The 21,336-nt window shown below is 67.8% G+C and carries 20 protein-coding genes; 13 read left to right on the forward strand and 7 right to left on the reverse strand.

Features of this window, described 5'->3' with window-relative positions; translation table 11 throughout:
- Positions 1-78: 78 nt before the first annotated feature.
- A complete protein-coding gene (locus NMQ09_RS14485; RefSeq protein WP_255191291.1) occupies positions 79-1,890 on the reverse strand; it encodes a 2-oxo acid dehydrogenase subunit E2 in 1,812 nt (603 codons plus the stop codon).
- A 104-nt stretch (positions 1,891-1,994) separates the two neighbouring features.
- Between NMQ09_RS14485 and NMQ09_RS14490 the strand changes: the two genes are divergently transcribed.
- Both NMQ09_RS14490 and NMQ09_RS14495 read left to right on the forward strand, forming a co-directional pair.
- On the forward strand, positions 1,995-3,329 hold the full coding sequence (locus tag NMQ09_RS14490) for a metallophosphoesterase (protein ID WP_255191292.1): 1,335 nt from the start codon (positions 1,995-1,997) through the stop codon (positions 3,327-3,329).
- Between the two features lie 162 nt (positions 3,330-3,491).
- A complete protein-coding gene (locus tag NMQ09_RS14495) occupies positions 3,492-4,394 on the forward strand; it encodes an alpha/beta fold hydrolase (RefSeq protein WP_255191293.1) in 903 nt (300 codons plus the stop codon).
- 94 nt (positions 4,395-4,488) lie between these two features.
- Here the strand turns inward: NMQ09_RS14495 and NMQ09_RS14500 are convergent, their stop codons facing one another.
- Positions 4,489-5,394, reverse strand: a complete 906-nt coding sequence (locus tag NMQ09_RS14500) for an acetamidase/formamidase family protein (RefSeq protein WP_255191294.1) — start codon at positions 5,392-5,394, stop codon at positions 4,489-4,491.
- Between the two features lie 244 nt (positions 5,395-5,638).
- Between NMQ09_RS14500 and NMQ09_RS14505 the strand changes: the two genes are divergently transcribed.
- Positions 5,639-6,892: an NAD(P)/FAD-dependent oxidoreductase gene (locus NMQ09_RS14505; RefSeq protein WP_255191295.1), complete on the forward strand. Its 1,254-nt coding sequence runs from the start codon at positions 5,639-5,641 to the stop codon at positions 6,890-6,892.
- A gap of 15 nt (positions 6,893-6,907) precedes the next feature.
- On the opposite strand, the gene NMQ09_RS14510 is transcribed toward NMQ09_RS14505, so the two are convergent.
- Together NMQ09_RS14510 and NMQ09_RS14515 are read right to left on the reverse strand one after the other, a co-directional pair.
- The gene (locus NMQ09_RS14510; protein ID WP_255191296.1) at positions 6,908-7,534 is read right to left on the reverse strand and encodes a zinc metalloprotease; all 627 of its coding nucleotides are present in this window, start codon (positions 7,532-7,534) and stop codon (positions 6,908-6,910) included.
- Positions 7,531-9,303: a TraB/GumN family protein gene (locus NMQ09_RS14515; protein WP_255191297.1), complete on the reverse strand. Its 1,773-nt coding sequence runs from the start codon at positions 9,301-9,303 to the stop codon at positions 7,531-7,533. The genes NMQ09_RS14510 and NMQ09_RS14515 overlap by 4 nt, the downstream gene beginning before the upstream one ends.
- A gap of 263 nt (positions 9,304-9,566) precedes the next feature.
- Here NMQ09_RS14515 and NMQ09_RS14520 point away from each other — a divergent pair, with 263 nt between their 5' ends.
- Positions 9,567-10,013: an acyl-CoA thioesterase gene (locus NMQ09_RS14520; protein ID WP_255191298.1), complete on the forward strand. Its 447-nt coding sequence runs from the start codon at positions 9,567-9,569 to the stop codon at positions 10,011-10,013.
- A 30-nt stretch (positions 10,014-10,043) separates the two neighbouring features.
- Here the strand turns inward: NMQ09_RS14520 and NMQ09_RS14525 are convergent, their stop codons facing one another.
- Positions 10,044-11,096 (reverse strand): S66 family peptidase, encoded by a 1,053-nt coding sequence (locus NMQ09_RS14525; protein WP_255191299.1) that lies wholly within the window; start codon positions 11,094-11,096, stop codon positions 10,044-10,046.
- A gap of 194 nt (positions 11,097-11,290) precedes the next feature.
- Here NMQ09_RS14525 and NMQ09_RS14530 point away from each other — a divergent pair, with 194 nt between their 5' ends.
- Complete coding sequence (locus NMQ09_RS14530; RefSeq protein WP_255191300.1) at positions 11,291-12,061, forward strand: methyltransferase domain-containing protein; 771 nt, start codon at positions 11,291-11,293, stop codon at positions 12,059-12,061.
- 147 nt (positions 12,062-12,208) lie between these two features.
- Positions 12,209-12,394 carry a DUF7525 family protein gene (locus tag NMQ09_RS14535; protein ID WP_255191301.1) on the forward strand — a complete coding sequence of 62 codons (186 nt, stop codon included), beginning with the start codon at positions 12,209-12,211 and terminating at the stop codon, positions 12,392-12,394.
- A gap of 78 nt (positions 12,395-12,472) precedes the next feature.
- On the opposite strand, the gene NMQ09_RS14540 is transcribed toward NMQ09_RS14535, so the two are convergent.
- On the reverse strand, positions 12,473-13,252 hold the full coding sequence (locus tag NMQ09_RS14540) for a DUF7839 domain-containing protein (RefSeq protein WP_255191302.1): 780 nt from the start codon (positions 13,250-13,252) through the stop codon (positions 12,473-12,475).
- Between the two features lie 199 nt (positions 13,253-13,451).
- Between NMQ09_RS14540 and NMQ09_RS14545 the strand changes: the two genes are divergently transcribed.
- The 3 genes from NMQ09_RS14545 to NMQ09_RS14555 all read left to right on the forward strand — a co-directional run bounded on the left by NMQ09_RS14545 (position 13,452) and on the right by NMQ09_RS14555 (position 14,665).
- On the forward strand, positions 13,452-13,874 hold the full coding sequence (locus tag NMQ09_RS14545; RefSeq protein WP_255191303.1) for a VOC family protein: 423 nt from the start codon (positions 13,452-13,454) through the stop codon (positions 13,872-13,874).
- Positions 13,875-14,017: 143 nt separating this feature from the next.
- Complete coding sequence (locus NMQ09_RS14550; protein WP_255191304.1) at positions 14,018-14,416, forward strand: prefoldin subunit beta; 399 nt, start codon at positions 14,018-14,020, stop codon at positions 14,414-14,416.
- A complete protein-coding gene (locus NMQ09_RS14555) occupies positions 14,417-14,665 on the forward strand; it encodes a DUF3194 domain-containing protein (RefSeq protein WP_255191305.1) in 249 nt (82 codons plus the stop codon).
- A 57-nt stretch (positions 14,666-14,722) separates the two neighbouring features.
- On the opposite strand, the gene NMQ09_RS14560 is transcribed toward NMQ09_RS14555, so the two are convergent.
- Positions 14,723-15,400 carry a helix-turn-helix domain-containing protein gene (locus NMQ09_RS14560; RefSeq protein WP_255191306.1) on the reverse strand — a complete coding sequence of 226 codons (678 nt, stop codon included), beginning with the start codon at positions 15,398-15,400 and terminating at the stop codon, positions 14,723-14,725.
- A 63-nt stretch (positions 15,401-15,463) separates the two neighbouring features.
- On the opposite strand from NMQ09_RS14560, the gene hutU reads away from it, so the two are divergent.
- From hutU to hutH, 4 genes are read left to right on the forward strand one after another with little or no spacing between them, the layout of a single operon-like run.
- Positions 15,464-17,245: a urocanate hydratase gene (gene hutU, locus NMQ09_RS14565; RefSeq protein WP_255191307.1), complete on the forward strand. Its 1,782-nt coding sequence runs from the start codon at positions 15,464-15,466 to the stop codon at positions 17,243-17,245.
- Positions 17,242-18,168 (forward strand): formimidoylglutamase, encoded by a 927-nt coding sequence (gene hutG / locus NMQ09_RS14570; RefSeq protein WP_255191308.1) that lies wholly within the window; start codon positions 17,242-17,244, stop codon positions 18,166-18,168. The genes hutU and hutG overlap by 4 nt, the downstream gene beginning before the upstream one ends.
- Positions 18,165-19,424, forward strand: coding sequence for an imidazolonepropionase (hutI, locus tag NMQ09_RS14575; protein WP_255191309.1), 1,260 nt, complete (start codon positions 18,165-18,167; stop codon positions 19,422-19,424). Before hutG ends, hutI begins: the two co-directional genes overlap by 4 nt.
- On the forward strand, positions 19,421-21,040 hold the full coding sequence (gene hutH, locus NMQ09_RS14580; RefSeq protein ID WP_255191310.1) for a histidine ammonia-lyase: 1,620 nt from the start codon (positions 19,421-19,423) through the stop codon (positions 21,038-21,040). The genes hutI and hutH overlap by 4 nt, the downstream gene beginning before the upstream one ends.
- The last annotated feature ends 296 nt before the right edge of the window (positions 21,041-21,336 follow it).

Raw genomic sequence — 21,336 nt, forward strand, 5'->3', positions numbered from 1 at the left:
CCATGGATGCAACCAGTGACGGGTGCTCGGTGACTGAACGAGTTGCAGGTGGTGAACGCTCCTCGATCGGCTCGCATCCTACGTCCGCGACCAGGCGAGATTCATCTCGAGGTCCTCACGCAACAGCTCCGCGACGTGGCAGGTCCGCTCGCCGCCGGCGACGATCCGCTCGAGCGCGTCGTCGTCGACGTCGTCTTCGACGTCGAGACGGACGTCGATCGTGATCGCCTCGACGGACTCGTTTCCGTCTGCGGGCGCCCCGACGACTCCGACGTCGATCCCGCTGAAGTCGACGTCGCGCATGTCCGCCTGAATGCCGATGCTGGCGGCGAGGCAGGCCGAGAGGGCGCCGAGGAAGTAGTCCACGGGCGTCGGCGCGCGGCCGCCGCCCCACTCGGGCGTGACGTCGAAGGGCCACTCGGCGCTCCCGGCGGCGACGCTCCCCGAGAGGTCCGGCCGGACGTGCGCCGTCACGTCGCGCTCCGGGAGTTCTGCGACGGCCGCAGCGGCTCCATCGTCGCGCCAGTGCACGTCGGACGGGACGTCCGCGGGCGTCACGCCCTCGAGCAGCGGCCAGGGTTCCTCGAGGTGGCCGACGAGCGTCTCGAGGAAGCGTGCGGCGTCGGCGCCGTCGACGAGCCGGTGGTCGAACGAGAGGGAAAGCGGGAGCGTCCGCCGAACGACGACCTCGCCGTTCCGGGCGACGGGCCGTTCGTCGAGGGCGTTGACGCCCAGAATGGCGACCTGGGGCGGGTTGATCACGGGGTCGAACGACTCGACGCCGAGCAGGCCGAGGTTCGAGATCGTGAACGTCCCGCCACGCAGGTCGTCCATCGTGTACTGCCCCGAGAGCGCCCGGTCGGTCATCGTCGCGCGCTTTCTCGCCAGTTCGTCGATCTCGAGGTCGTCGACGCCGCGGATCACCGGCGCGAGGAGCCCGTCCTCGACGTCGACGGCGACACAGAGGTTGTGCTCGCCGTGGAGGCGGTGGACGTCCTCCTCGAACGTCGCGTTGAACGCGGGATGGTCCTCGAGCGCCGCCGAGATGGCGGCCAGCAGCACGTCGGTGACCGTGACCGACTCGTCGTGGACGGCGGCCGCGGCCTTCGCGGCGGCCCGCAGCGCCTCGGCGTCCGCCACCCGGTGTTCGGTGACGTGGACCGCCTCGCGATAGCTCTGGCCCAGCCGAGAGGCGATCGTCCGTCGCATGCCGTCGAGGGGGCGTTCCTCGATGCCCTCGATTCTGTCCTCGGCCGCGGCCTCGACGTCCGCTTCCGTGATCGACCCCTTTGGTCCCGTCCCGTCGACCGACGCGAGGTCGACACCGAGCTCGTCGGCGCGCTTGCGGGCTCGCGGTGACGCCTTCACGTCTTCGATCGTCTCACCCTCTGTCTCGGCCGCGGCCTCGACGTCTTCCTCCGTGATCGATCCCTGCGGCCCCGTTCCGTCGACCGACGCGAGGTCGACGCCGAGTTCGTCGGCACGTTTGCGGGCTCGCGGTGACGCCTTCACGTCTTCGCTCGAGGCCGCCGCCTCCGTCGTCGCCTCGGCGTCCGGCGTCGGAGCTTCGACGCCTGCAGCTGCCTCGGTCGCCGCCTCAGCGTCCGGCACCTCGCCCTCGAGCGACGCCTCGAGATCGGAAATGTCTGCGTCCGCCTCGGCGACGATCCCCATCGGCGCGCCCGGCTCGGCGGACTCGCCCTCCTCGAGAAGCCGGCGTCGCAACACCCCGTTCTCCCGGGCTTCCACCTTTCCGGTGGTCTTCTCGGATTCGATCTCCGCGATCACGTCGCCCGCCTCGACCGCCTCGCCCTCCTCGACGAACCAGGCCGTGACCGTCCCCGAATCCATCTCGAGCCCGAGTTTGGGGATCTTGACTACGTATCCCATGTGTGGATACGACACGGCAGAGTCGTATAAAGGCGCTGAGCGGCGTGAGCCCTCGACGAGGGGTGAGGAGAGCATTATGCGTGTCGGTGGCGAAGGCTAGCGCTATGGCCGACGATGCCGACGGCCCGGTCTACTACGTGATCAGCGACCTCCACATCGGCGGCGACGACCAACTCGGCGACGTCGGCTTCCTCGAGGAGCTACTCGCGTTTCTCGAGCGTCTCGAGTCGATCGACGAGGACGCGGAGTTGATCGTCAACGGCGACGCGTTCGGACTGTGGGAGTTCACCGAACTCGAGGGACTGGCGAAGTTCGACGCCTTGCTCGAGCGCTATCCCGACCTGTTCGAGCAGTTGCGCGCGACTGGCGAGTCGCTGCCGATCACCCTCCTGCCGGGTAACCACGACCACGAGCTCGCCGCGTACGAGGAGTACGTCGATCGGTTAGCCGAGTACAACGTCGACCTCGTCCAGGCCGAATCGATCACGCGCCCGGTCGGTGACCGAACGATCTGGTTCGAACACGGCCACCAGCGAGATTCTAACAACCGGTTCGAGGACTTCGGCAACCCGTACGAGACGCCGATGGGGTACTTCTACAACACCCAGGTGACGAGCCGGGCGGGGAAGCTGTCCGATCGGGGGCGGTACAACTGGTTGAAGGACGTCCAGGCGATCACGCCGACCGAACGGGTGCCTCGCTGGCTCCTCTCGAAGTACTTCTACCGCGAGATGAACCCCGTCTTGCGGTATGCATCGATCCCGTTTTTGCTCCTCCTCAACGTCAGCCTCGTCCTCGCCGTGCTGGCGGGGCTCGACGTGGCCGGCGTCTGGACCATGCCGGTCGACGTGGTGGACGCGCTCCTCGATCGACTGGGTCTGGTCGGCGAGGCCGTCCATTTCCTTCTCGTCGTCAACGCGGCGGTCGCCGGCCTGCTGATCCTCGTGGGAATCCCGACCTCCCTCATCGTCCGCGACGTCGGCGAGACCGTCGACCGGTTCGGCATTCGAGAGACCGATCTCACGGTCGACCCCGACGAACCGTACGTGGAGGCCGCCCGCGAGGTGTTCGCCGACCGGCCGGAGACGGCGATTTTCTGCTACGGCCACACCCACCGACCGGGGGTGACGGCGGTCGAGGACAGGTTGCTCGTCAACACCGGGACGTGGCTGAAACGGCTCCATCGACGGAACGTCGTCACTGGCGTGCTCCCGGCCGTCTTCTACCCGTCGTACCAGCTGTGCGTCGTCCGTATCGCTCCAGATCCGGACGGCGTGGCGGTCGAGTTCGAGGCAATCGAAAAATCGAGCCCGACGGCGGCAGAGCTCACGCGCACCGAGCGCCTCCTCACGCTCGGTCGAGAGCCGAATCCGGAACTTCCGGACCGAAGGGTCGTCCCACGACGGGTTCGGGAAGCGACGCCGGAGACGAGCGACTGAGCGCGGACGATGCCTGGCTAATTCGGATGAACCGATGCTCAGTGCCCTCAAAGCGTGGACGTGCGCGCTCACTGGATGAGTCTCGGTCAGTCCCTGCAGGTTCGTCACGAGGTGACTCTATGTGTGATTTTCACATGGATGGGGCCGGGGAGAGCCTACCCTATGACAAACGCCAGCGATCAGTTCGAGACGGATGCGAAACGGCTGAACGAAGGTTCATCCGGAAGCGATCGCGCCGAACTGCCGGAGATGGAACCCCTCGACGTCGACGGGGCCGAACTGGAGGTGTACGACAGCGGCTCGGGCGAGCCCGTCGTGTTCGTCCACGGCGGCGGCGGGGACGAGTGCTTCGCCGTCCTCCAGGAACCCGCGCTCGCCGAGCGCTACCGGCTCATTCACTATCATCGCCGCGGCTGGGGTGACAGTGCGAGTACCGGCCTCCCACTCAGCATCGAAGAACAGGCAGCAGACTGTCACGCGGTCATGCAACATGTGGGGATCGATCGGGCCCACGTAGCTGGCCTGTCCTACGGCGGGATAATCGTCCTGCAGTTCGCCGTCGACTTCCCCGACGCCGTGCAGACCCTCGCCCTGATGGAACCCGCAGTACCCCAGGTGCTCGACGAGTCGCCGGAATACCACGAGTGGAAGACGACGGCGGCGCCCCTGTTGGAAGACGGGGAGATGGCCGCGGGGCTCGACACGTTCTTCCAAGGCATCTGCGGTCGAGAGTACGCCGCGGCCTTCGATCGGACGCTGCCGGCCGGCTGGTTCGAGCGGTGGGTCGACGATTCGGACACGCTCTTTCAGTACGACGCTCCCGCGATGGACGCCTGGGAGTTCACTGAAGCGGACGCGGCCCAGATCGACGCACCTGTGTTAAACGTGACGGCGGCCGACACCGCAGCTCCGTTCAAAGAGATCCACGAAACGGTGCAGTCGTGGCTCCCGCACGCCGAGCGCGCCGTCGTCCCGGATGCGACCCACTGCATGCTCGAGATCAACCCGACGGGCAGCGCCGAGGCCCTGTCCGAGTTCTTCTCCCAGCATCCGATGGATCGCTGACGGTCGCCACCTCCACACCAGACGACTCGCAGACGGCAGAAACGGCGTCTCCAGTGTCGTCGTGTGAAATTTCAAAAGCGATTCGAAGCGACGCTCAAAGCGGACTCGAGAGGTACGCCTTCGGCACCGCGTTTCGCACGGTGACCAGCGGATCGACCACCTGGCTGATCTCGAGGCCGCCGACGAGACTCGAGAACAGGTACGCCTGCGTCGTATCGAAGTCGTGTTCGGCCGCCAGCAGCCCGATGGCGTCGCGGTTAGCCAGCTCGCAGGCCTCCTCGAGCGTCTCCGCGCTCGCCACGGTCTTCCAGGCGTCGGCCGTCTCGATCAGCGGGCGCTCGAGGTCGATCGCCGGCTCCTCGAGCAACTCGAGGGAGAGGTCGATCTCGGTGGCGATCTCCGAGCCGGTGCCGCACATCTCGCCGTCGGCCATCGCGGCCTTGCAGTCGCCCATCGCGAGCATCGCGCCGTCCTGGAAGACGGGGAAGTAAACGGTGTTCCCGGCGGTGATGTCGGTCGTGTCGAGGTTGCCGCCGTGGTCGTGGGGGACGAGCGTGGTGTAGGCGTCCTCGGCGGGGGCGACCCCGATCGTCCCGATCACTGGCGAGACGGGTACCTCGAGGTCGCGGAATCGGATGGCTTCGCCGTCGACGGGCGTCATCTCGGTCCGGGGCGCGTCGATCCCCTCGTGGCCGTCGAGCAGGCCGAAGCCCTCGATCGTGATCACGCGGCCGGTCGCTTCGGTGAGGCGAATCTCCTCGACCTCGACGGCCAGGACGGCGCCCGGCTCGGCCCCCTCGACCCCGATCGGCCCCGTCGCTGCGTTGACCTCCTCGGGAACCGTCGCGAGCAGGTCGTCCTCGGACTGGACTGCACCCTCTAAGCTGTCGACCGTCTCGACGGTGAGGCTCGCGCCGGACTCGACGGTTTCGATGGGCTCGAGGTCCGGGGTGAACTCGTAGACGACGCCGTCCTCGGGAGTGATCACGGTCCGTGACATTGGGATGACGTACCGAACCGAGGGTAGTAAATGGTGGGTTCGACGAGACAGCCGCCGACCTCGGTCGACCGGTTCCAGGTCCTCGCCGACGCCGACCGGTGATATTTATTACCCCGACATACACTGGCCAACGCTCATATTCGCCATGTGGGTATTTAACAGCAACCATGAGTTACTGTGGCGAGCTGGGGCGGCGGCAGGGAGCGAGCGAACTGGAGACGGCTCACGGCGAGGGTGTCGATCGATGACCGACTCGTACGACGTAGCGGTCGTCGGCGGTGGTTGCATCGGCGTCACGATCGCGCGGGAGCTCTCGGCCGACCACGACGTCGTCCTCCTCGAGAAAGGACAAATTGCGGGGGAGACGACCGGTCACGCGTCCGGGATCATCCAGCCCCAGTATCAGTTCCCCCACCTGCCGAAGGCGGGGCGGCTGTCGTTTCGGTTCTTCGAGGGTCTCGACGGCCACCGGAACTACAAGTACACCGAACGCGAACTGATCAACCTCCACGGCCCGGAGCGGACCGAGGTCGCACGGGAGTACACCGAACTCGTCTCCGCGAACGGCGGCTACGACGCGACCTGGCTCGACGCCGACGAGATCGCCGACCGGTATCCGGGCGTCTTCGACACGAGCGAGGGGAGTCCGATCGCCGGCGGCATGCTGTACCGACGGATGGGCTGGGTCGATCCGTACACGTTCGCGACGACGATGGGAGAGGACGCGGTCGACCGCGGCGCGACGATCGAGACCGGCGTCGAGGTGACCGACGTCCTCGTCGAGGACGGCGAGGTGCGAGGCATCGACACCGACGACGGCGAGATCCGGGCCTCGAGCGTGGTCGTCGCCGCCGGTCGGTGGTCGCGGGCGTTGCTCGAGGACGTCCTCGAGGTGCCGATCCAGCCCGAACGGTTCTGGCACGTGAATCTGGACGAGGACGCCGACCGCAACGACCGCGTGAGCGAGGCGTACCCGCAGTGGTACATGGACCTCGACTTCGGCGACGACCTCCCCGAAGAGCTCGGCCTCGACGGCTACATGGCGACGTTCTGGCGCCCCGAGCACAACGGCGAGCTCCACGTGGCCGGGATCGAGGGGCTGCTGGGGCCACAGCCGTCGGTCAAACACAACGTGGACGAGGCGTTTCACCTCCTGCTGGCCGAACGGCTCGACGAACTCCTCGAGGAGTACGGCGAGGCCCGCATCGTGAGCGACGGCTGCTGTCCGACCGGCGACGCCATGTCGCCGGACTGGCTGCCGATCATCGACGCCCCCGACGACGCGCCCGACGGGCTGGTGGTCGCGACGGGGTTCAGCGGCCTCGGACTGAGCGCATCGCCCATCGCCGCCGCGGCGGTGCGCCAGTTGCTGTGTGGCTACGGGGCCCCGTTCTCGCTCGAGTCGCTCTCGATCGATCGGTTCGAGTCCCGATCGGACGACTTCCCCGAGCCGCCGTTCGAGATCTACGACCTGGGCGTGTTCGAGGGCGCGGACTAGCTTTCCCGGAGCCCGTCACCAGAACCCGTAGGTCAGGAAGAACCCGACCAGCAGCGCGACGCTCGGGACGAAGACGGCGGCGAAGACGCCTGTGTTCCAGTCCCAGACGGACTTGCCGTCGAGCGGGCCGAAGGGGATCATGTTGAACGCGGCCAGAAAGAGGTTGATGAGTACCCCCATGTGGCCGATGGTCCCGATCGGGCCGAGGACGAACGTGAACGGGAAGAAAAAGAGGGCGAGGGCGTGGTTGGTGAGCGGGCCGGCGAGGGCGATCATCGCGTTCTCGCGGACGGTGATGCGGCCGGCGTGGTAGACGGCCCCCGGGGCGGCGAAGATGAAGCCGATCAGCGCGGTCATGATCGCCAGGAACAGCATCTGGTAGTCGGCCCGGAATTCGGCGACCTGCCCGTAATGGATCGCGACGACCTTGTGGGCGAGTTCGTGGGCTAAAAAGCCGACGCCGACGGTGAAGAAGCTCAGCACCGCCATCGTGAGGAAAAAGCCGATCGAGAACCGACCCGCCGCGGGTGCGTTCAGGAACAGGGCGAACGCGACGCTGAGGGTGATCCAGGCGACTGCGAGGTCGAACAGCTCCCGGTCGCTGAACGACAGCTGGGGCTCCCCTCGAGTGCGATAGCTCACGCGATCACCCCTCGAATGAGCTCGAGGCTGTTCTCCGCGCCGCGGAGGAGTTCGGCCATCAGCGCGTCGACGCCGCCGATCTCGGGAGCGAGCCAGGGGATCACGACGATGAAAAACAGGAACGACGCGAGCATGCTTCCGATGTTCGTCATCGCGACGATCATGATGAGTCGAAACAGCGGCACGTCGAACATCTCCTCGAACGCCTCGCCCATCGGCAGGTCGGTGTTTCCGATGATGTCGTTGAGCGTCTGGATGTCGCCGACGTTCACCGGCCGGTGACGGAGTTCGACGTAGCCGGCGAACCAGCCCGGTGCGAGCAGTGGGTTGATGCTCGTCAGCCAGGCGACCGCACCACCGACGCCCGCGCTCGTCCAGCGGGCGCCAGCGAGGCGGGCGAGGGTGAACGCGAAGATTCCGTTGAAGAGGAACCACGCGAGGAAGACCTGCAGGAGGAACGTGTTCTGGACGCCCGCCATGAGCAACAGGAAGAAAAAGGCCAGAAAGCCGATCATGACGAGGTAGCTGAGGATCTTCAGCGGTGAGAACCGCCGCCCGGAGTCGGTGCCAGAGATCGACGCCATCGGCGGCAGGGAGTCGGGATCGGCGAGGTAGCGGTCGATCCCCGCCTTGTGGCCGGCGCCGACGACGGCGACGACGTCGTAGCCCTGTTCGCGAAGCGCGTGGAGCTTGTGGGCGATGTAGGCGTCACGTTCGTCTATCAGCGCGTTCGCCCCGCGCGGGCTGAACCGGCGGAACTCCTCCATCATCGCCGCGACGACGTCGCCGTCAGTCAACTCCTCGATGTCGATCTCGTCTAACTCCTCGACGTCGGCCGTGAGTGCGTCGAGGACGATACCGACGACGCCACCGACGAGGACGCCGAGTCCGAGTCCAGCGACGACGCCGACGCCGCCGCGGATCGTCAGGCTCCCCGCGCTCTCGAACGTTCCGGCGTCGAGCGGCCCGACGAACGTGCCCGTCGAGACGAGCGCGAGCGCGCCGACGACGCCGATGGCGGCCCCCGAGAGGAGCCGCGCCGAGAAGCCGTTCAACAGCCCGCCGGTGTACCGGGCGGCGCCCTCGAGCGACGGGACGAAGAGCAATCCGAGCAAGAGCCCGCCGACGAGGCCGATGCCAGTCGCGCCGACGAACTGGAGCGTCGATGCCTCGGTGATCCCGAGAGAGAGGGTCTCACCGAGCCCGAGCAGGGGAGCGACGAACGCGGCGAAGACGACGCCGAAGAAGATCCCGAGACCGGCGCCAAAGGAGAGGCCGATCGTCCGCGGATCGGTAACCCCGAGTGCGAGTCCGCCGACCATCTTGAGCTTCTCGGTGACCGAAAGTCGGGCCCAGAAGCGCTGGATCGTCACCTGGATGTCCCGATCGACGAGGGCGACGCCGTGACCGTTGCGTTCGGCGGCTTCGATCGCGGCTTTCATGTCCGCTCCGGGTTCGATGTCGAAGCGCTCGCCCAGCCGCGACTGGACGTACGAGAGCATCCAGTAGGCGAGGAACTGAAACACCGTGTTACCGCTCAGGAGATCGCTTGCCTCGATGTCCTCGGGCGCACCGCCTCGCATCTGGCGGAAGCGACTCTCGTCGAGTTCGACGGCGACGACGTCCGGTCGCTCGCGGTCGACCGTCTCGTTGACCGCATCGACGCTGGCCTGTGAGACGTGAGCCGTCCCGAGGACGTGGACGTCGCCACGCTCACGATCCGGTGGCTCGGAGGGCTCCGGAACGCTCGCGTCGCCTGCATCACTCATTAGCGTCTGTAACAGGGCCCCGACTTTTACCAGTATCGAACGCCGAACGCCCACCGAAACGTGATCGTCTGTGACTCGAGCAAATACGTTCGTCGGCGGCCGTGGGCCGAGCGCTGGTGGCCTCGCAAACCGATGGGTTCGGCGGTGTGGCGAACCGATGGGTTTGGTGGCATCGAGAACCGATCGTCGCGCCGAGCGTTCCGCCGCACTCGTTTCCCGCGAATCGAAGGACACTGGTCCCCACCGTTCCGAAGGGACTGACGATGACCGATCTACTGGAGACCTACATCGAGAACCGCGAGATGGTCCAGCCGAACCACACGAACATGCTCGGAACGACTCACGGCGGGACCGTGATGAAGTGGATGGACGAGATCGGCGCGATGTCGGCGATGCGCTTTTCGGGGCAAACCTGCGTCACTGCCTGGGTCAACCAGATGAACTTCGAGCGGCCGATCCACCTCGGCGACACCGCCTTCATCACCTCCTACGTCTACGACGCCGGCGAGACGAGCGTCAAGGTCCGGCTGCGCGTCTACCGGGAGAACCTCCGGACCGGCGAACGGGAGAAGACCACCGAATCGTACTTCGTCTTCGTCGCGATCGACGAAGAGTACCGACCGACGACGGTTCCCGAACTCACCGTGAGCAGCGAGGAAGGCGAGCAGCTCAGACGGGAGGCACTCGAGGGGGAAAACGGCGGCCGCTAGCCCTACTGGTTTCGCCGCTCTCGGCTGCCCTCAGTCGAACGCGACCGTCTCCGTACCGGGATCGATCTCGACACGGCCGCCGATCGGGATCGGAATCGTCGGGTACGTGTGTCCGAAGTCCACGTCGAGGACCACCGGCGCGTCGGGGTTGTACTCAGCGACCACGCTCGAGATCACCTCCCGCTGGCGGTCGCGATACGCCTTGCGCCACTCGGGCGGCCGATCTTCGAGGTGTGAGCGCGCCGGCGGGCGACCGACGAGCACGCCGGCGAAGCGCTCGAGCAGCCCGCGCTCGCCGAGCGCCCTGAGGACGCCCGCGACCCAGGCCGGGTCCGGAATCTCCTCGGAGGTTTCGAACGCGAGGATCGTCCCCTCGAGGTCGTCGTCCGGCGGCGCGAACCGATCGGCGAGAAACAGTTGGTCGAGGATCTCGAGACAGCCCCCCCAGATCCGTCCCTCGACGGGGCCGTCGCCGCCGGTCCACGTCCAGCCCGGGTTCGGCTCCGTCTCGCGGGGCTGCTCCAAGGCGTCCGGGTCCGCCCAGTCGCCTGGTTCGTCGGTGAACGCCTCGGCAGGCCGAAGTTCGCCCAGCGAGTCGTCGAAAAAGGCCCGCTCGACGTACTCGACGGTCAACTCGAACATCTGACTGTCCATCGCCAGTTCCGTCATCACCGACGGACCGGCGAAGGAGACGATCCCGAGGTTCCAGAGGTACGACGCGAGGTGGGCGTTGTCGCTGTAGCCGTAGAACCGCGTCGGGTGCTCCCGCAAGACGTCGGGCTCGAGGTGCTCGAGGATCCGGACCTGGTCGTTGCCGCCGATAACGGTCACGACGCCCCGGATCTCGGGGTCCTCGAAGGCGTCCATCACGTCCTGTGCGCGCTCTTCGGGGTGGTCGTAGAGGTACTTCCGTCCCTTCGACACCGTCGGGAACTCGACGGGTTCGAGGTCGAAGACGGTCTCGAGGCGCCCGAGTCCCCGTTCGTAGACGTGTGGGAACTCCAGGGCAGAGTTCGACGCGGGCGCGACGATCGCGACCCGGTCGCCTCGCTCGAGCGGTGGTGGCGTGACGGGTGCTCGCATACCGATGGTGTTTCGAGAGACGACCCAAGTATGCTCGGGTCGACTGACACACAGTCACATGAGATTCGTCCGCGACGACCTCGTCGACCCTGCCGTCCGAACGACGCTGAATCGCCGACTCGAGTTCGGCGATCTCTCGCGACGTGGCTCGGGGAATGGAAACACTCAACACGAATCCAGCACATCACTACGCGATGATTGATCGGGACGGTCGACCGAACGCGTGGGATGCCGACGTCTACGACGATTCCCACGCGTTCGTCTACGAGTACGGCGCAGATCTCCTCGAAGTGCTCTCGCCGGCCGACGACGAACGGATCCTCGACCTGGGGTGTGGGACGGGCCACCTGACGGCCGAGATTGCGGCCGCCGGCGCCGACGTCGTCGGCCTCGACAGCGCCGAGGCGATGGTCGAGCAGGCGCGTTCCTCCTACCCCGACCTCGCGTTCGTCTGTGCCGACGCGCGGTCGATGACGTTCGACGAGCCGTTCGACGCGATCTTCTCGAACGCGGCGCTGCACTGGATCCACGACCAGGACGCTGTCCTCGGCGCCGTTCGTGACGCCATAGAGCCCGGTGGCCGGTTCGTCGGCGAACTCGGCGGGCACGGCAACGTCGAAGCGATCGTCTCGGCGACGGTCGACGAACTCGAGCGCCGGGGCTACGAGGGTGCGAATCCGTGGTACTTCCCGTCGATCGGCGAGTACGCAGCCCGGCTCGAGTCTCACGACCTCGAAGTCCGGTACGCGCGGCTGTTCGACCGGCCGACGGAACTCGACGACGGCGAGGACGGGCTTCGGCGCTGGCTCGAGCAGTTCGGCGACGGCCTCCTCGAGTCGGTTCCCTCGGGCGACCGCGATGCCGTCCTCGAGGCCGTCGAGGATCGACTTCGGCCGGAGCTGTTCGCCGACGGGACGTGGACGGCCGACTATCGGCGACTTCGCTTCGTCGCGGTCAGGACGTGATACGGTCTATTGTGATTCGTTACCGGTGATCGCTGACCCGTTCGAGCGATCACCGATAAAACGTTACAATGATCCGTACGAGTTCGCAGACCACGACCGTCACGACGAATAAGTGCAATTAAGACCACCCCCCAACAACGTCGTCACATGGCACACGCAACGGAGACGGGCACGGACAAGGGTCTCGGACTCGCACTCATCTTCAGCCTGATCGCTACGCTCGGGGCCGCCGGGATGTTCGTCGGCGCGCCGGACGAACTCGCAGCGTGGGGCTTTGCCGCTGCGGTCGTCTTCGGCTCGCTGGCAGTCGTCGCGATCCACGTCTGGGACTGATTTCTGCCCCCGTAATCCACCCACAGCGGACGGCTCGAGAGCCGCCCGGCTCGCCAGTCGCTCGCTGACTCCGGCCGACTACCCCTCCAGAACCTCGTACGCCACGTCGGCGTCACGAAGCGTGTCGGTGATCCGACCCACGAGGTCGGTCGTCGCCACGACGGCGACCTCGAGGCCACGCTCGGCGGCGCTGGCGGCGACGTCTCCGACGGCGAGCGTGACTGCGGGCTCGACGTCGAGTTCACGCAGGGCCACGACCGCCTCGACCCCACTCGCGAGAACCAGATCTGAGGCGACACAGCCGTCGGTGATCGCCTCGCCGGCGGCGGCCCGACTGCCACCCGCCCGCACTGGCGGCACCTGCCACACCGTCACCGAACCGGGCTCGAGGTCGATGACGCCCTCGAAGCTCGTGACGCCGACGTCGGTACCGGCGGCCGCGTCGGTGGTCGCGATTCCCGTCGCCGGCCCTTCGGTTCCGGGGCTCGCGTGGAGGAGGCCGTCCTCGATCGACAGCGAGACGGCGTCGCCTTCCTCGAGGTCGTCGGTCGCGATGGCGGCGTCTTCACCCATCGCCCCGAGGACGTCCTCGGTGACGTGATCGGCAAAGCGGCGGACGTCGCCGGCGGCCGAAAAGAGCCAGTCGACGCCCTCTTTCGTGACGCGATACCGTGAGCGCCCTTCCTTCTCGACGAGGCCGTCGTCGACGAGCGCGCGGATGTACTCGCTGACCGCCTGGCTCGTCACGCCCACCTCGTCGGCGATCTCACCCTGGCTTACCGCCGGTTGGCGCTCGGCGATCTCGACGAGGATTCGAAACCGCGTCGCGGCCCGTTTGTTGTCGAGGACGTCGACCATGCGCCCTACTTGCGCCGAGGTGACCAAAAAGGTACGCGGTCGCCGTCCACACACGCGAACTCGAGGTGAACGGGGCTGGCACACGAGTCAACGAGGCCAACCTGCGCGACAAACGGGCCCGGTGCACGCGGGATCGATACACGGCACCCGGCACCGAAGCACCGATGCGTTTTTCCTCCCGGCAGTTGCGACGTCTTCCATGTCACCGCCCACCGTCCACCACGTCGGGATCACCGTCGAAGCCCTCGATCGAACGCTCCCCTTCTACCGGGACGTCCTCGGCCTCGAGGTACTCGACCGCTTTTCGGTCTCCGGTGCGGCGTTCGCCGACGCTGTCGACGTCCCCGGGGCGACCGGGCGGTTCGCCCACCTCGAGGCCGGGAGCGTTCGCCTCGAGCTCGTCGAGTACGACCCCGAAGCCGACTCGCGAACGCCGCCGGCGCTCAACCAGCCGGGTGCGACCCACGTCGGGCTCGCGGTCGAGGACCTCGACGCCCGGTTCGAGGCGTTGCCCGAGGACGTCGAGGCGCTGTGTGAGCCCCGGACGACCGAGAGCGGGACGCGAATCTGCTTCCTCCGCGATCCGGAGGGGAATCTCGTCGAGTTACTCGAGGTCGAGTGAGGCCGCTGAGACAGCCACGACAGACGGAAGCGCCGATCGGAAAGCGGTCGCCGTCGGCGCTCGATTTTCTGTCCCCGTGTCGGACACTCCTCGGCTCGGACGCAAAGCTTGGCTTTATCAGTGCGGAGGCCGAGGGTCGACGTATGCAAGGAAATCTGCCGCCGGAAGCACAGGAAAAGATCGAAGAGCTACAGGGACTGCAGGAGACGGCCCAGACCGTCGCCGTCCAGAAGCAGGAAGCCGAGTCGACGCTGAACGAGTCCAAAACCGCCCTCGAGCAGCTCGAGGAGATGGACGAGGACACCCAGATGTACCGCCAGGTCGGCGAGCTCCTCGTCGAGACCACGTACGACGAAGCCGAGGAGGACCTCGAGGAGAAAGTCGACACCCTCGAGATCCGCCTCGAGACGCTCGAGAAACAGGAAGATCGCATCCAGCAGCAGTTCGAGCGCCTCCAGGAGGACCTAGAGCAGCTACTCGGTGGCGGCGCGATGGGTGGCGGTCCGATGGGGCCCGGCGGCCCGGGCGCCGGCGGCGCGTAAATGTCGACCGAGGAACCGTCCGACGAGACGGTCGTCGAAACCGCCGCGGACGCCGCCGAGGACGTGATCTTCTCGCGGTACAAGCAGTCCGCGGTCCGTGACTTCGACGTCACCGTCAGGTTCGAGGAGGGGATGCTCGAGGTAGACGTCTACCTCAACGCTCCCGAAGACGACCGCGACCTCGAGCAGGTCGCCGACGACGCCGCGCTCGCCGCGCGACGGGCCGTCGACGACCTGTTCGGGGAGTGACGCGACGCCGCTGGCGCCCACCCGAAGCGACTTCTGCTGGCGTCCACCGAACGCGGCTCACCCCACGAGAGACGTTTCGGCGAGCGTCTCGAGCAGCTTCCGTTCGGCCTGTCTACGATGTTCGTCAGCCGTTCGACGATCGATACCCACCTCGGCGGCGAGTTCGGCCATCGTGATCTCGCGTGGAATCTCGTAGTAGCCTCGCTCGAGGGCGAGCGTGAACACCTGTCGCTGTCGCCGGCTCAGCGTCGGCGTCGACCCCTGCAACCGGTCCGACGGGCGGTTCGAGACGCCCTCGAGTTCTCGCTTCGCGCCGACGTCGACGTCGAACGACTCGAGCAGCGAGCGATACAGGCCGGTCAGCCGGTCGGCCTCGAGCGCGAGCACCCGGCAGTGGCGCATCCCGTCGGCGTACCGCAGCGGCGGAACCAGCAGGCAGCCGTGTTCCTCGAGATGAGAATCGACGGCGGGTGCGTCGCCCGCCCGCGCGCAGGTACTGGTCACCGCGACGACGTCGCCCCCGTCGACGACGGCGTCGTCGACCCCGACGACCGCGTCGAGGCGCTCGAGGATCGGGTCGACGTCGACGGGTGAACAGCGCAGCTCCAGGAGGTCGCTGTGGTCGTTACACCACAGCGAGATGCGGGCGTCGAATGCGTCGGTGAGCCGCGCCAGGTCACCCGCCCCGTGCAGGCGGAACGTGGCCTCGTGCATGGGCGTGTCGACGGCGCCCATATATAAAACACCCAGCGTACGCTCACTCGAAACCCTTCGTCGTTCGTCACGAACGGAGGGAGTATGCAAACGCCACAGGAGGCCGAGAATCACGACGTCGGCGAGCCGAGCGAGCGGTGGCGCGAGTACCAGGGTGCGTCGACGGGAACCGACCTCGAGTGCGGGAACTGGCGGGCCGAGGCCGCCTTGCGGATGTTGAACAACAACCTCGATCCCGAGGTCGCCGAAACGCCCGAGGAGCTGGTCGTCTACGGGGGAACCGGCCGGGCGGCCCGGTCGTGGGACGCCTACGACGCCATCGTCGACGAGCTCCGGGAGCTCGATGCCGACGAAACCCTGCTCGTCCAGAGCGGCAAGCCCGTTGGGAAATTCGCTACCCACGAACGCGCCCCGCGCGTGCTGATCGCCAACTCGAACCTCGTGGGCAAGTGGGACGACTGGGAACACTTCCACGAACTCGAGGCGAAGGGGCTGATCATGTACGGCCAGATGACCGCGGGCTCGTGGGCCTACATCGGCACCCAGGGGATCATCCAGGGCACCTACGAGACGCTCGCGGAGTGCGCCCGCCAGCACTTCCCCAGTAGCGACGGACTCGAGGGCAAGGTCGTCGTCACGGCCGGCCTCGGTGGCATGGGCGGCGCCCAGCCGCTCGCGGTCACGATGAACGGCGGGGTCTGTATCGCCGCCGAGGTCGACGAGGAACGGATCGACCGCCGGCTCGAGACTGGCTACTGCCAGGAACGAGCCGACGATCTCGAGGACGCCCTCGAGCGCGCCGAGAACGCGGCCGAGGCGGGTGAGGCCTACAGCGTCGGGGTTCACGTGAACGCCGTCGACCTGCTCGAGGGCTTGCTCGAGCGCGACTGGATCCCGGACGTCGTCACCGACCAGACGAGCGCCCACGACGAACTCGAGGGCTACTACCCGTCGGGGTACACGGTCGAGGAGGCCGACGCCCTCCGCGAGGAAGATCCCGAGGCGTACGTCGCAGAGAGTCTCGATACGATGGAACGCCACGTCGACGCCATCCTCGAGCTCGCCGAACGAGGAGCGATCGCCTTCGAGTACGGGAACAACATCCGCGGGCAGGTGGTCGAGCACCGGGGCCACGAGTCGGCCTTCGACTTCCCGGGGTTCGTCCCGGCGTACGTCCGGCCGCTGTTCTGCCAGGGGAAGGGGCCGTTCCGGTGGGTCGCCCTCTCCGGCGATCCGGCGGACATCCACCGGACCGACGAGGCCGTCACGGAGCTGTTCCCCGAGAAGGAGCACCTGCATCGGTGGATCGACCTCGCCAGCGAACAGGTCGCGTTCCAGGGGCTTCCCTCGAGGGTCTGCTGGCTGGGATACCAGGCAGGGGACGACCCCGACGGCCTCACCGAACGCGCTCGCTTCGCCCTGCGGATCAACGAACTCGTTCGTGAGGGCGAGATCAGCGCGCCAATCGTCGTCACGCGCGACCACCTGGACGCCGGTTCCGTGGCGAGCCCACACCGGGAGACCGAAGCCATGCGCGACGGCAGCGACGCGGTCGCCGACTGGCCCATCCTCAACGCCCTGCTGAACTGCGCCGCAGGCGCGGACATCGTGAGCGTCCACGACGGCGGCGGCGTCGGCATCGGGAACTCCCTGCACGCGAACAACCACGTCGTCCTCGACGGCTCCGATCTGGCCGCCGAGAAGGCCAGGCGGGTGTTCACCACCGATCCCGGAATGGGCGTGATCCGCCACGCCGACGCCGGTTACGAGGACGCTCTGCAGGAGGCCCGCGACTCCGACGTCCACGTTCCGATGGCTGGAGACCGGGACGACGCCGCTACGAGGGAGGGGGACGAACGCCCATGACGTCGTTTGCCCGCCCGCCGCGCTGGGAGAGCCCCGCGAGCGACCCGAACGACGAGACGTTCGGCGACGTGGTCGAGCCGACGACGCTCGAGGCAGCGGGCGCGTACGACGCCGTCCTCGTCGGCGAGCGCTACGATGGCGCGGTCATCGGCCGCCGCGGCGCGAAGGAGGGCCCGGACGCCATCCGCGAGGCGCTCGCGGGCGTGAAGAGCCACCACTACGACGCCGGCCCCGTGAGCTCGATCGGCGACCTCGGGAATCTCCGGTTTCCGTTCTCCGACGTCCCCTCGGTCCAGGCGGAAGCCGAGGAGGTCACGAGCGCCGTCCACGAGACGGCCGCGTTGCCGGTCTTTCTCGGCGGCGACAACTCGCTGACCGTCCCCAACGTCGCGCCGCTGCTCGAGCGCGGCTCCGTCGGCGCGATCAGCTTCGACGCCCACCTCGACTGTCGCGAGCCCGTCGACGGTCCCTCGAGCGGGACGCCCTACCGTCAGCTGTTCGACCGCGGGCTCGACGCGCTGGCGGTCGTCGGGGCGCGTCACTTCGAGACGTCGACCGCCTACGCCGACTACCTCGAGCGAAAGCGCGGCGAGGTCGTGACCGCCGACGAGGTGCGTCGCGACCCGGCGTCGGCAGTGAGCCGGGCGCTCGAGGCCGTTTCGGGCGTCGACTTCCTCTACGTGAGCCTCGACGTCGACGTCCTCGACGCCGCGTTCGCGCCCGGAGTGAGCGCCCCGACGCCCGGCGGCCTGACGACGGCGGATCTCTATGCCGCCCTGTTCGAGGTCGCGGGCGCCGACCGGCTCTCGGGATTCGAGGTCGTCGAGTGTGCCCCGCCGCTGGACGAGAGCGGCCGGACGAGCGACGCGGCGGCCCGCGCGGTCGCGCACTTCCTCGCCGGATACGGGGGTGAGTGGCGGTGAGCGACGGGCGCGAGACGCTCGTGGTCCACGACGCCGCCGAACTGGTGGTCGGCCCGGCCGAGGGCGACGGGTCGGACGCCGTCCTCGAGACCGTCGAAGACGCCGCACTCGTCGCAGTCGGCGGCGAGGTCGTCGCCGTCGGCCCGTCGGACGAACTCACCCGCGAGTACCCACCCGAGAACGCCGGCGAAGCGATCGACGCGAGCGGGAAGGCGGTCGTCCCGGGCTTCGTCGACCCACACACCCACGCCGTCTTCGCGGGCGACCGCTCCGACGAGTTCGAGGCCAAGCTCCGGGGGAAGGCCTACCAGGAAATTCTCGCCGAGGGCGGTGGCATTCTCCGAACAGTGCGGGCCACGAGAGAGGCGAGCGACGACGAGCTGCTCGAGCAGCTGCTCGCCCACCTCGACGTCATGCTCGCCCGCGGCTCGACGACGGTCGAGGTCAAGTCGGGCTACGGCCTCGAGGCCGAGACCGAGCGCCGAATGCTCGAGGCGATTTCCCGCGCGGACGAGGCCCACCCCGTCGACCTCGTGGCGACGTTCATGGGTGCTCACGCCGTACCCGAGGGTCGCGACGCCGAAGCCTACGTCGAGGAGGTGATCGACGAGCAGCTTCCCGCCGTCGCCGATCAGGGCGTCGCCGAGTTCTGCGACGTCTTCTGCGAGGAGGGTGTCTTCGACGTCGAGCAGTCCCGGCGGGTGCTCGAGGCCGGCGCCGACGCCGGACTGACGCCGAAAGTGCACGCGGAGGAACTCTCACACCTCGGTGGGACTCAGCTCGCCGCCGAGGTCGGTGCCGCGAGCGCGGACCACCTGCTCTACGCGACCGACGATGACGTCGAGGCCCTCGTGGATGCGGGAACCGTCCCCGTCTTGCTTCCCGGGACCGCCTTCGGCCTCGGGGCCGAGTACGCCGACGCGCGGGCGTTTCTCGAGGCGGGCGCTCCCGTCGCCGTCGCCACCGATTTCAACCCGAACTGCCACTCCCGGAGCATGGAGTTCGTCCAGACGCTCGCCTGCGTCGAGATGGGGATGACGCCCGCGGAGGCGCTGCTCGCGGCGACGCGAAACGCCGCGCTGGCGATCGGACGCGACGACGGGACGGGCACCCTGCGCGAGGGCGCGACGGCCGACGCGCTCGTGCTCGAGGCGCCCTCGTACGCCCACGTCGCCTACCGATTCGACACCCCCGCGGTCGAAACGGTGATCAAAGCTGGAGCAGTCGTCGCCGACGACGGGGTGGTTCGATCGTGACGGTCGTACTCGACGGCGACTCGCTCACGCCCGAGGACGTCGCCGCCGTCGCTCGAGCCGACGTCCCCGTCTCGATCGCCGACGCGGCCCGCGAGCGGGTGCGAGCCTCGCGCGAGCGCGTGGAAGACGTCCTCGAGAGCGGCGAGCCGGTGTACGGGTTGAACACGGGCTTCGGGGAGCTGGTCGACGAGCGGATTCCGCCCGACCGAATCGAGCAGCTTCAGACGAACCTGTTACGCAGCCACGCCGCGGGGACGGGTCGGGAGCTGACCCGCGAGGAGGTCCGCGCGATGATGGTCACGCGGATCAACGCCCTGGTGAAGGGGTACTCGGGAATCCGCGAGGTCGTCCTCGAGCACCTCGTGGCGATGCTGAACGAAGGCGTCCACCCGGTCGTGAAGTCACGGGGGAGCCTGGGCGCGAGCGGCGACCTCGCGCCGCTGGCACACATGTCGCTCGTGCTCATCGGAGAAGGCGAGGCACTGGTCGATGGGGCCGACGACGCGAGCGCGTCGCGCCGACTTCCGGGCGACGAGGCGCTCGCGGAGATCGGCCTCGAGGCGCTCACCCTCGCGCCGAAGGAGGGGCTGGCGCTGATCAACGGTACGCAGCTGTCGGTCGGACTGGCGTCGCTCGTCGTGGTCGACGCCGAGGCGCTCGTCCGCGCGGCCGACGTCGCCGGCGCGCTGACGACGGAGGTCACGCTGGGGACGACCGCGAGTTCGGATCCGGCGATCCACGGCGTCCGTCCCCACGCCGGTCAGGGCACGAGCGCCCAGAACGTCCGCCGGCTCACGGCGGATAGCGAGATCGTCGAGGCCCATCGCAACTGCGACCGCGTCCAGGACGCCTACTCGCTGCGGTGTCTCCCGCAGGTCCACGGCGCCGTCCGCGACGCCGTCTCCCACCTGCGCGAGGCGGTGGAGGTCGAACTCAACAGCGCGACGGACAACCCGCTGGTGTTCGACGCCGCGGGACTCGACGACCGCGCGTCGGGCACCGACCGCGCCGCGGTGCTCTCGGGCGGCAACTTCCACGGCGAGCCGATCGCGCTCAGACTCGAGTACGTCCGGATCGCGCTGACGGAACTGGCGGCGATTTCCGAGCGTCGGATCGATCGGCTGGTGAACCCGAACCTCCAGGAGTCACACCTGCCGCCGTTTCTGGCCCCCGACAGCGGGGTCCAGTCGGGCTACATGATCACCCAGTACACCGCCGCGGCCTGTCTCAACGACCTCCGATCCATCGGGACGGCCGCGACCGACAACACGCCCGTCAGCGGCGGCCAGGAAGACCATGTCAGTATGAGCGGCGGCGCGGCGCTCAACGGTCGTCGCGCCCTCGAGCGCGCGCGGACGGTCGTCGCCTCGGAACTCGTCTGTGGCGCCCAGGCGGCCGAGTTCGTCGACGACGCGTTCGAGGAGGACGGGCTCTCCCTCGGTACCGGGACGGACGCGGCGTACGAGCTGATTCGCGAGGTCGTCCCGCCGCTCGAGGACGATCGACCCGTCCACCGGGACGTCGAGGCGGTCGTCGACCTGCTCGAGCGTGGCCTGCTCGACGACGCCATCACGGCGCGGTGTGGCGGGTTCGCCGAGGGGATGACAGACCGGTAACGACACTCGGCCGGTCGCCATCACTCGGCTGTGAGGTTGCGATACCGAGTTATCGTCGCGATTGCGACCGTGCAGGGAGTCGGCCGGAACTGATGAGAAACAGTGCGGATGAGTGGGACGTTCGCTACCAGCGTTCGATCCGACCCGAATACTCGAACCTGTAAGCGGGTAACGTTATGAGGGGCGACTTCGTACCGTGCGGTGCCTTCAGTTGGAGGCAGGCTGTCCGGTCGCGAGGGGAACGTTACCGCATCCACCACCACCTGCCGCCCCCTCGTATCCGGCTCTGGAACTCG

This window comes from Natronobeatus ordinarius (genome assembly GCF_024362485.1).
In the GTDB taxonomy this organism is placed as follows: domain Archaea; phylum Halobacteriota; class Halobacteria; order Halobacteriales; family Natrialbaceae; genus Natronobeatus; species Natronobeatus ordinarius.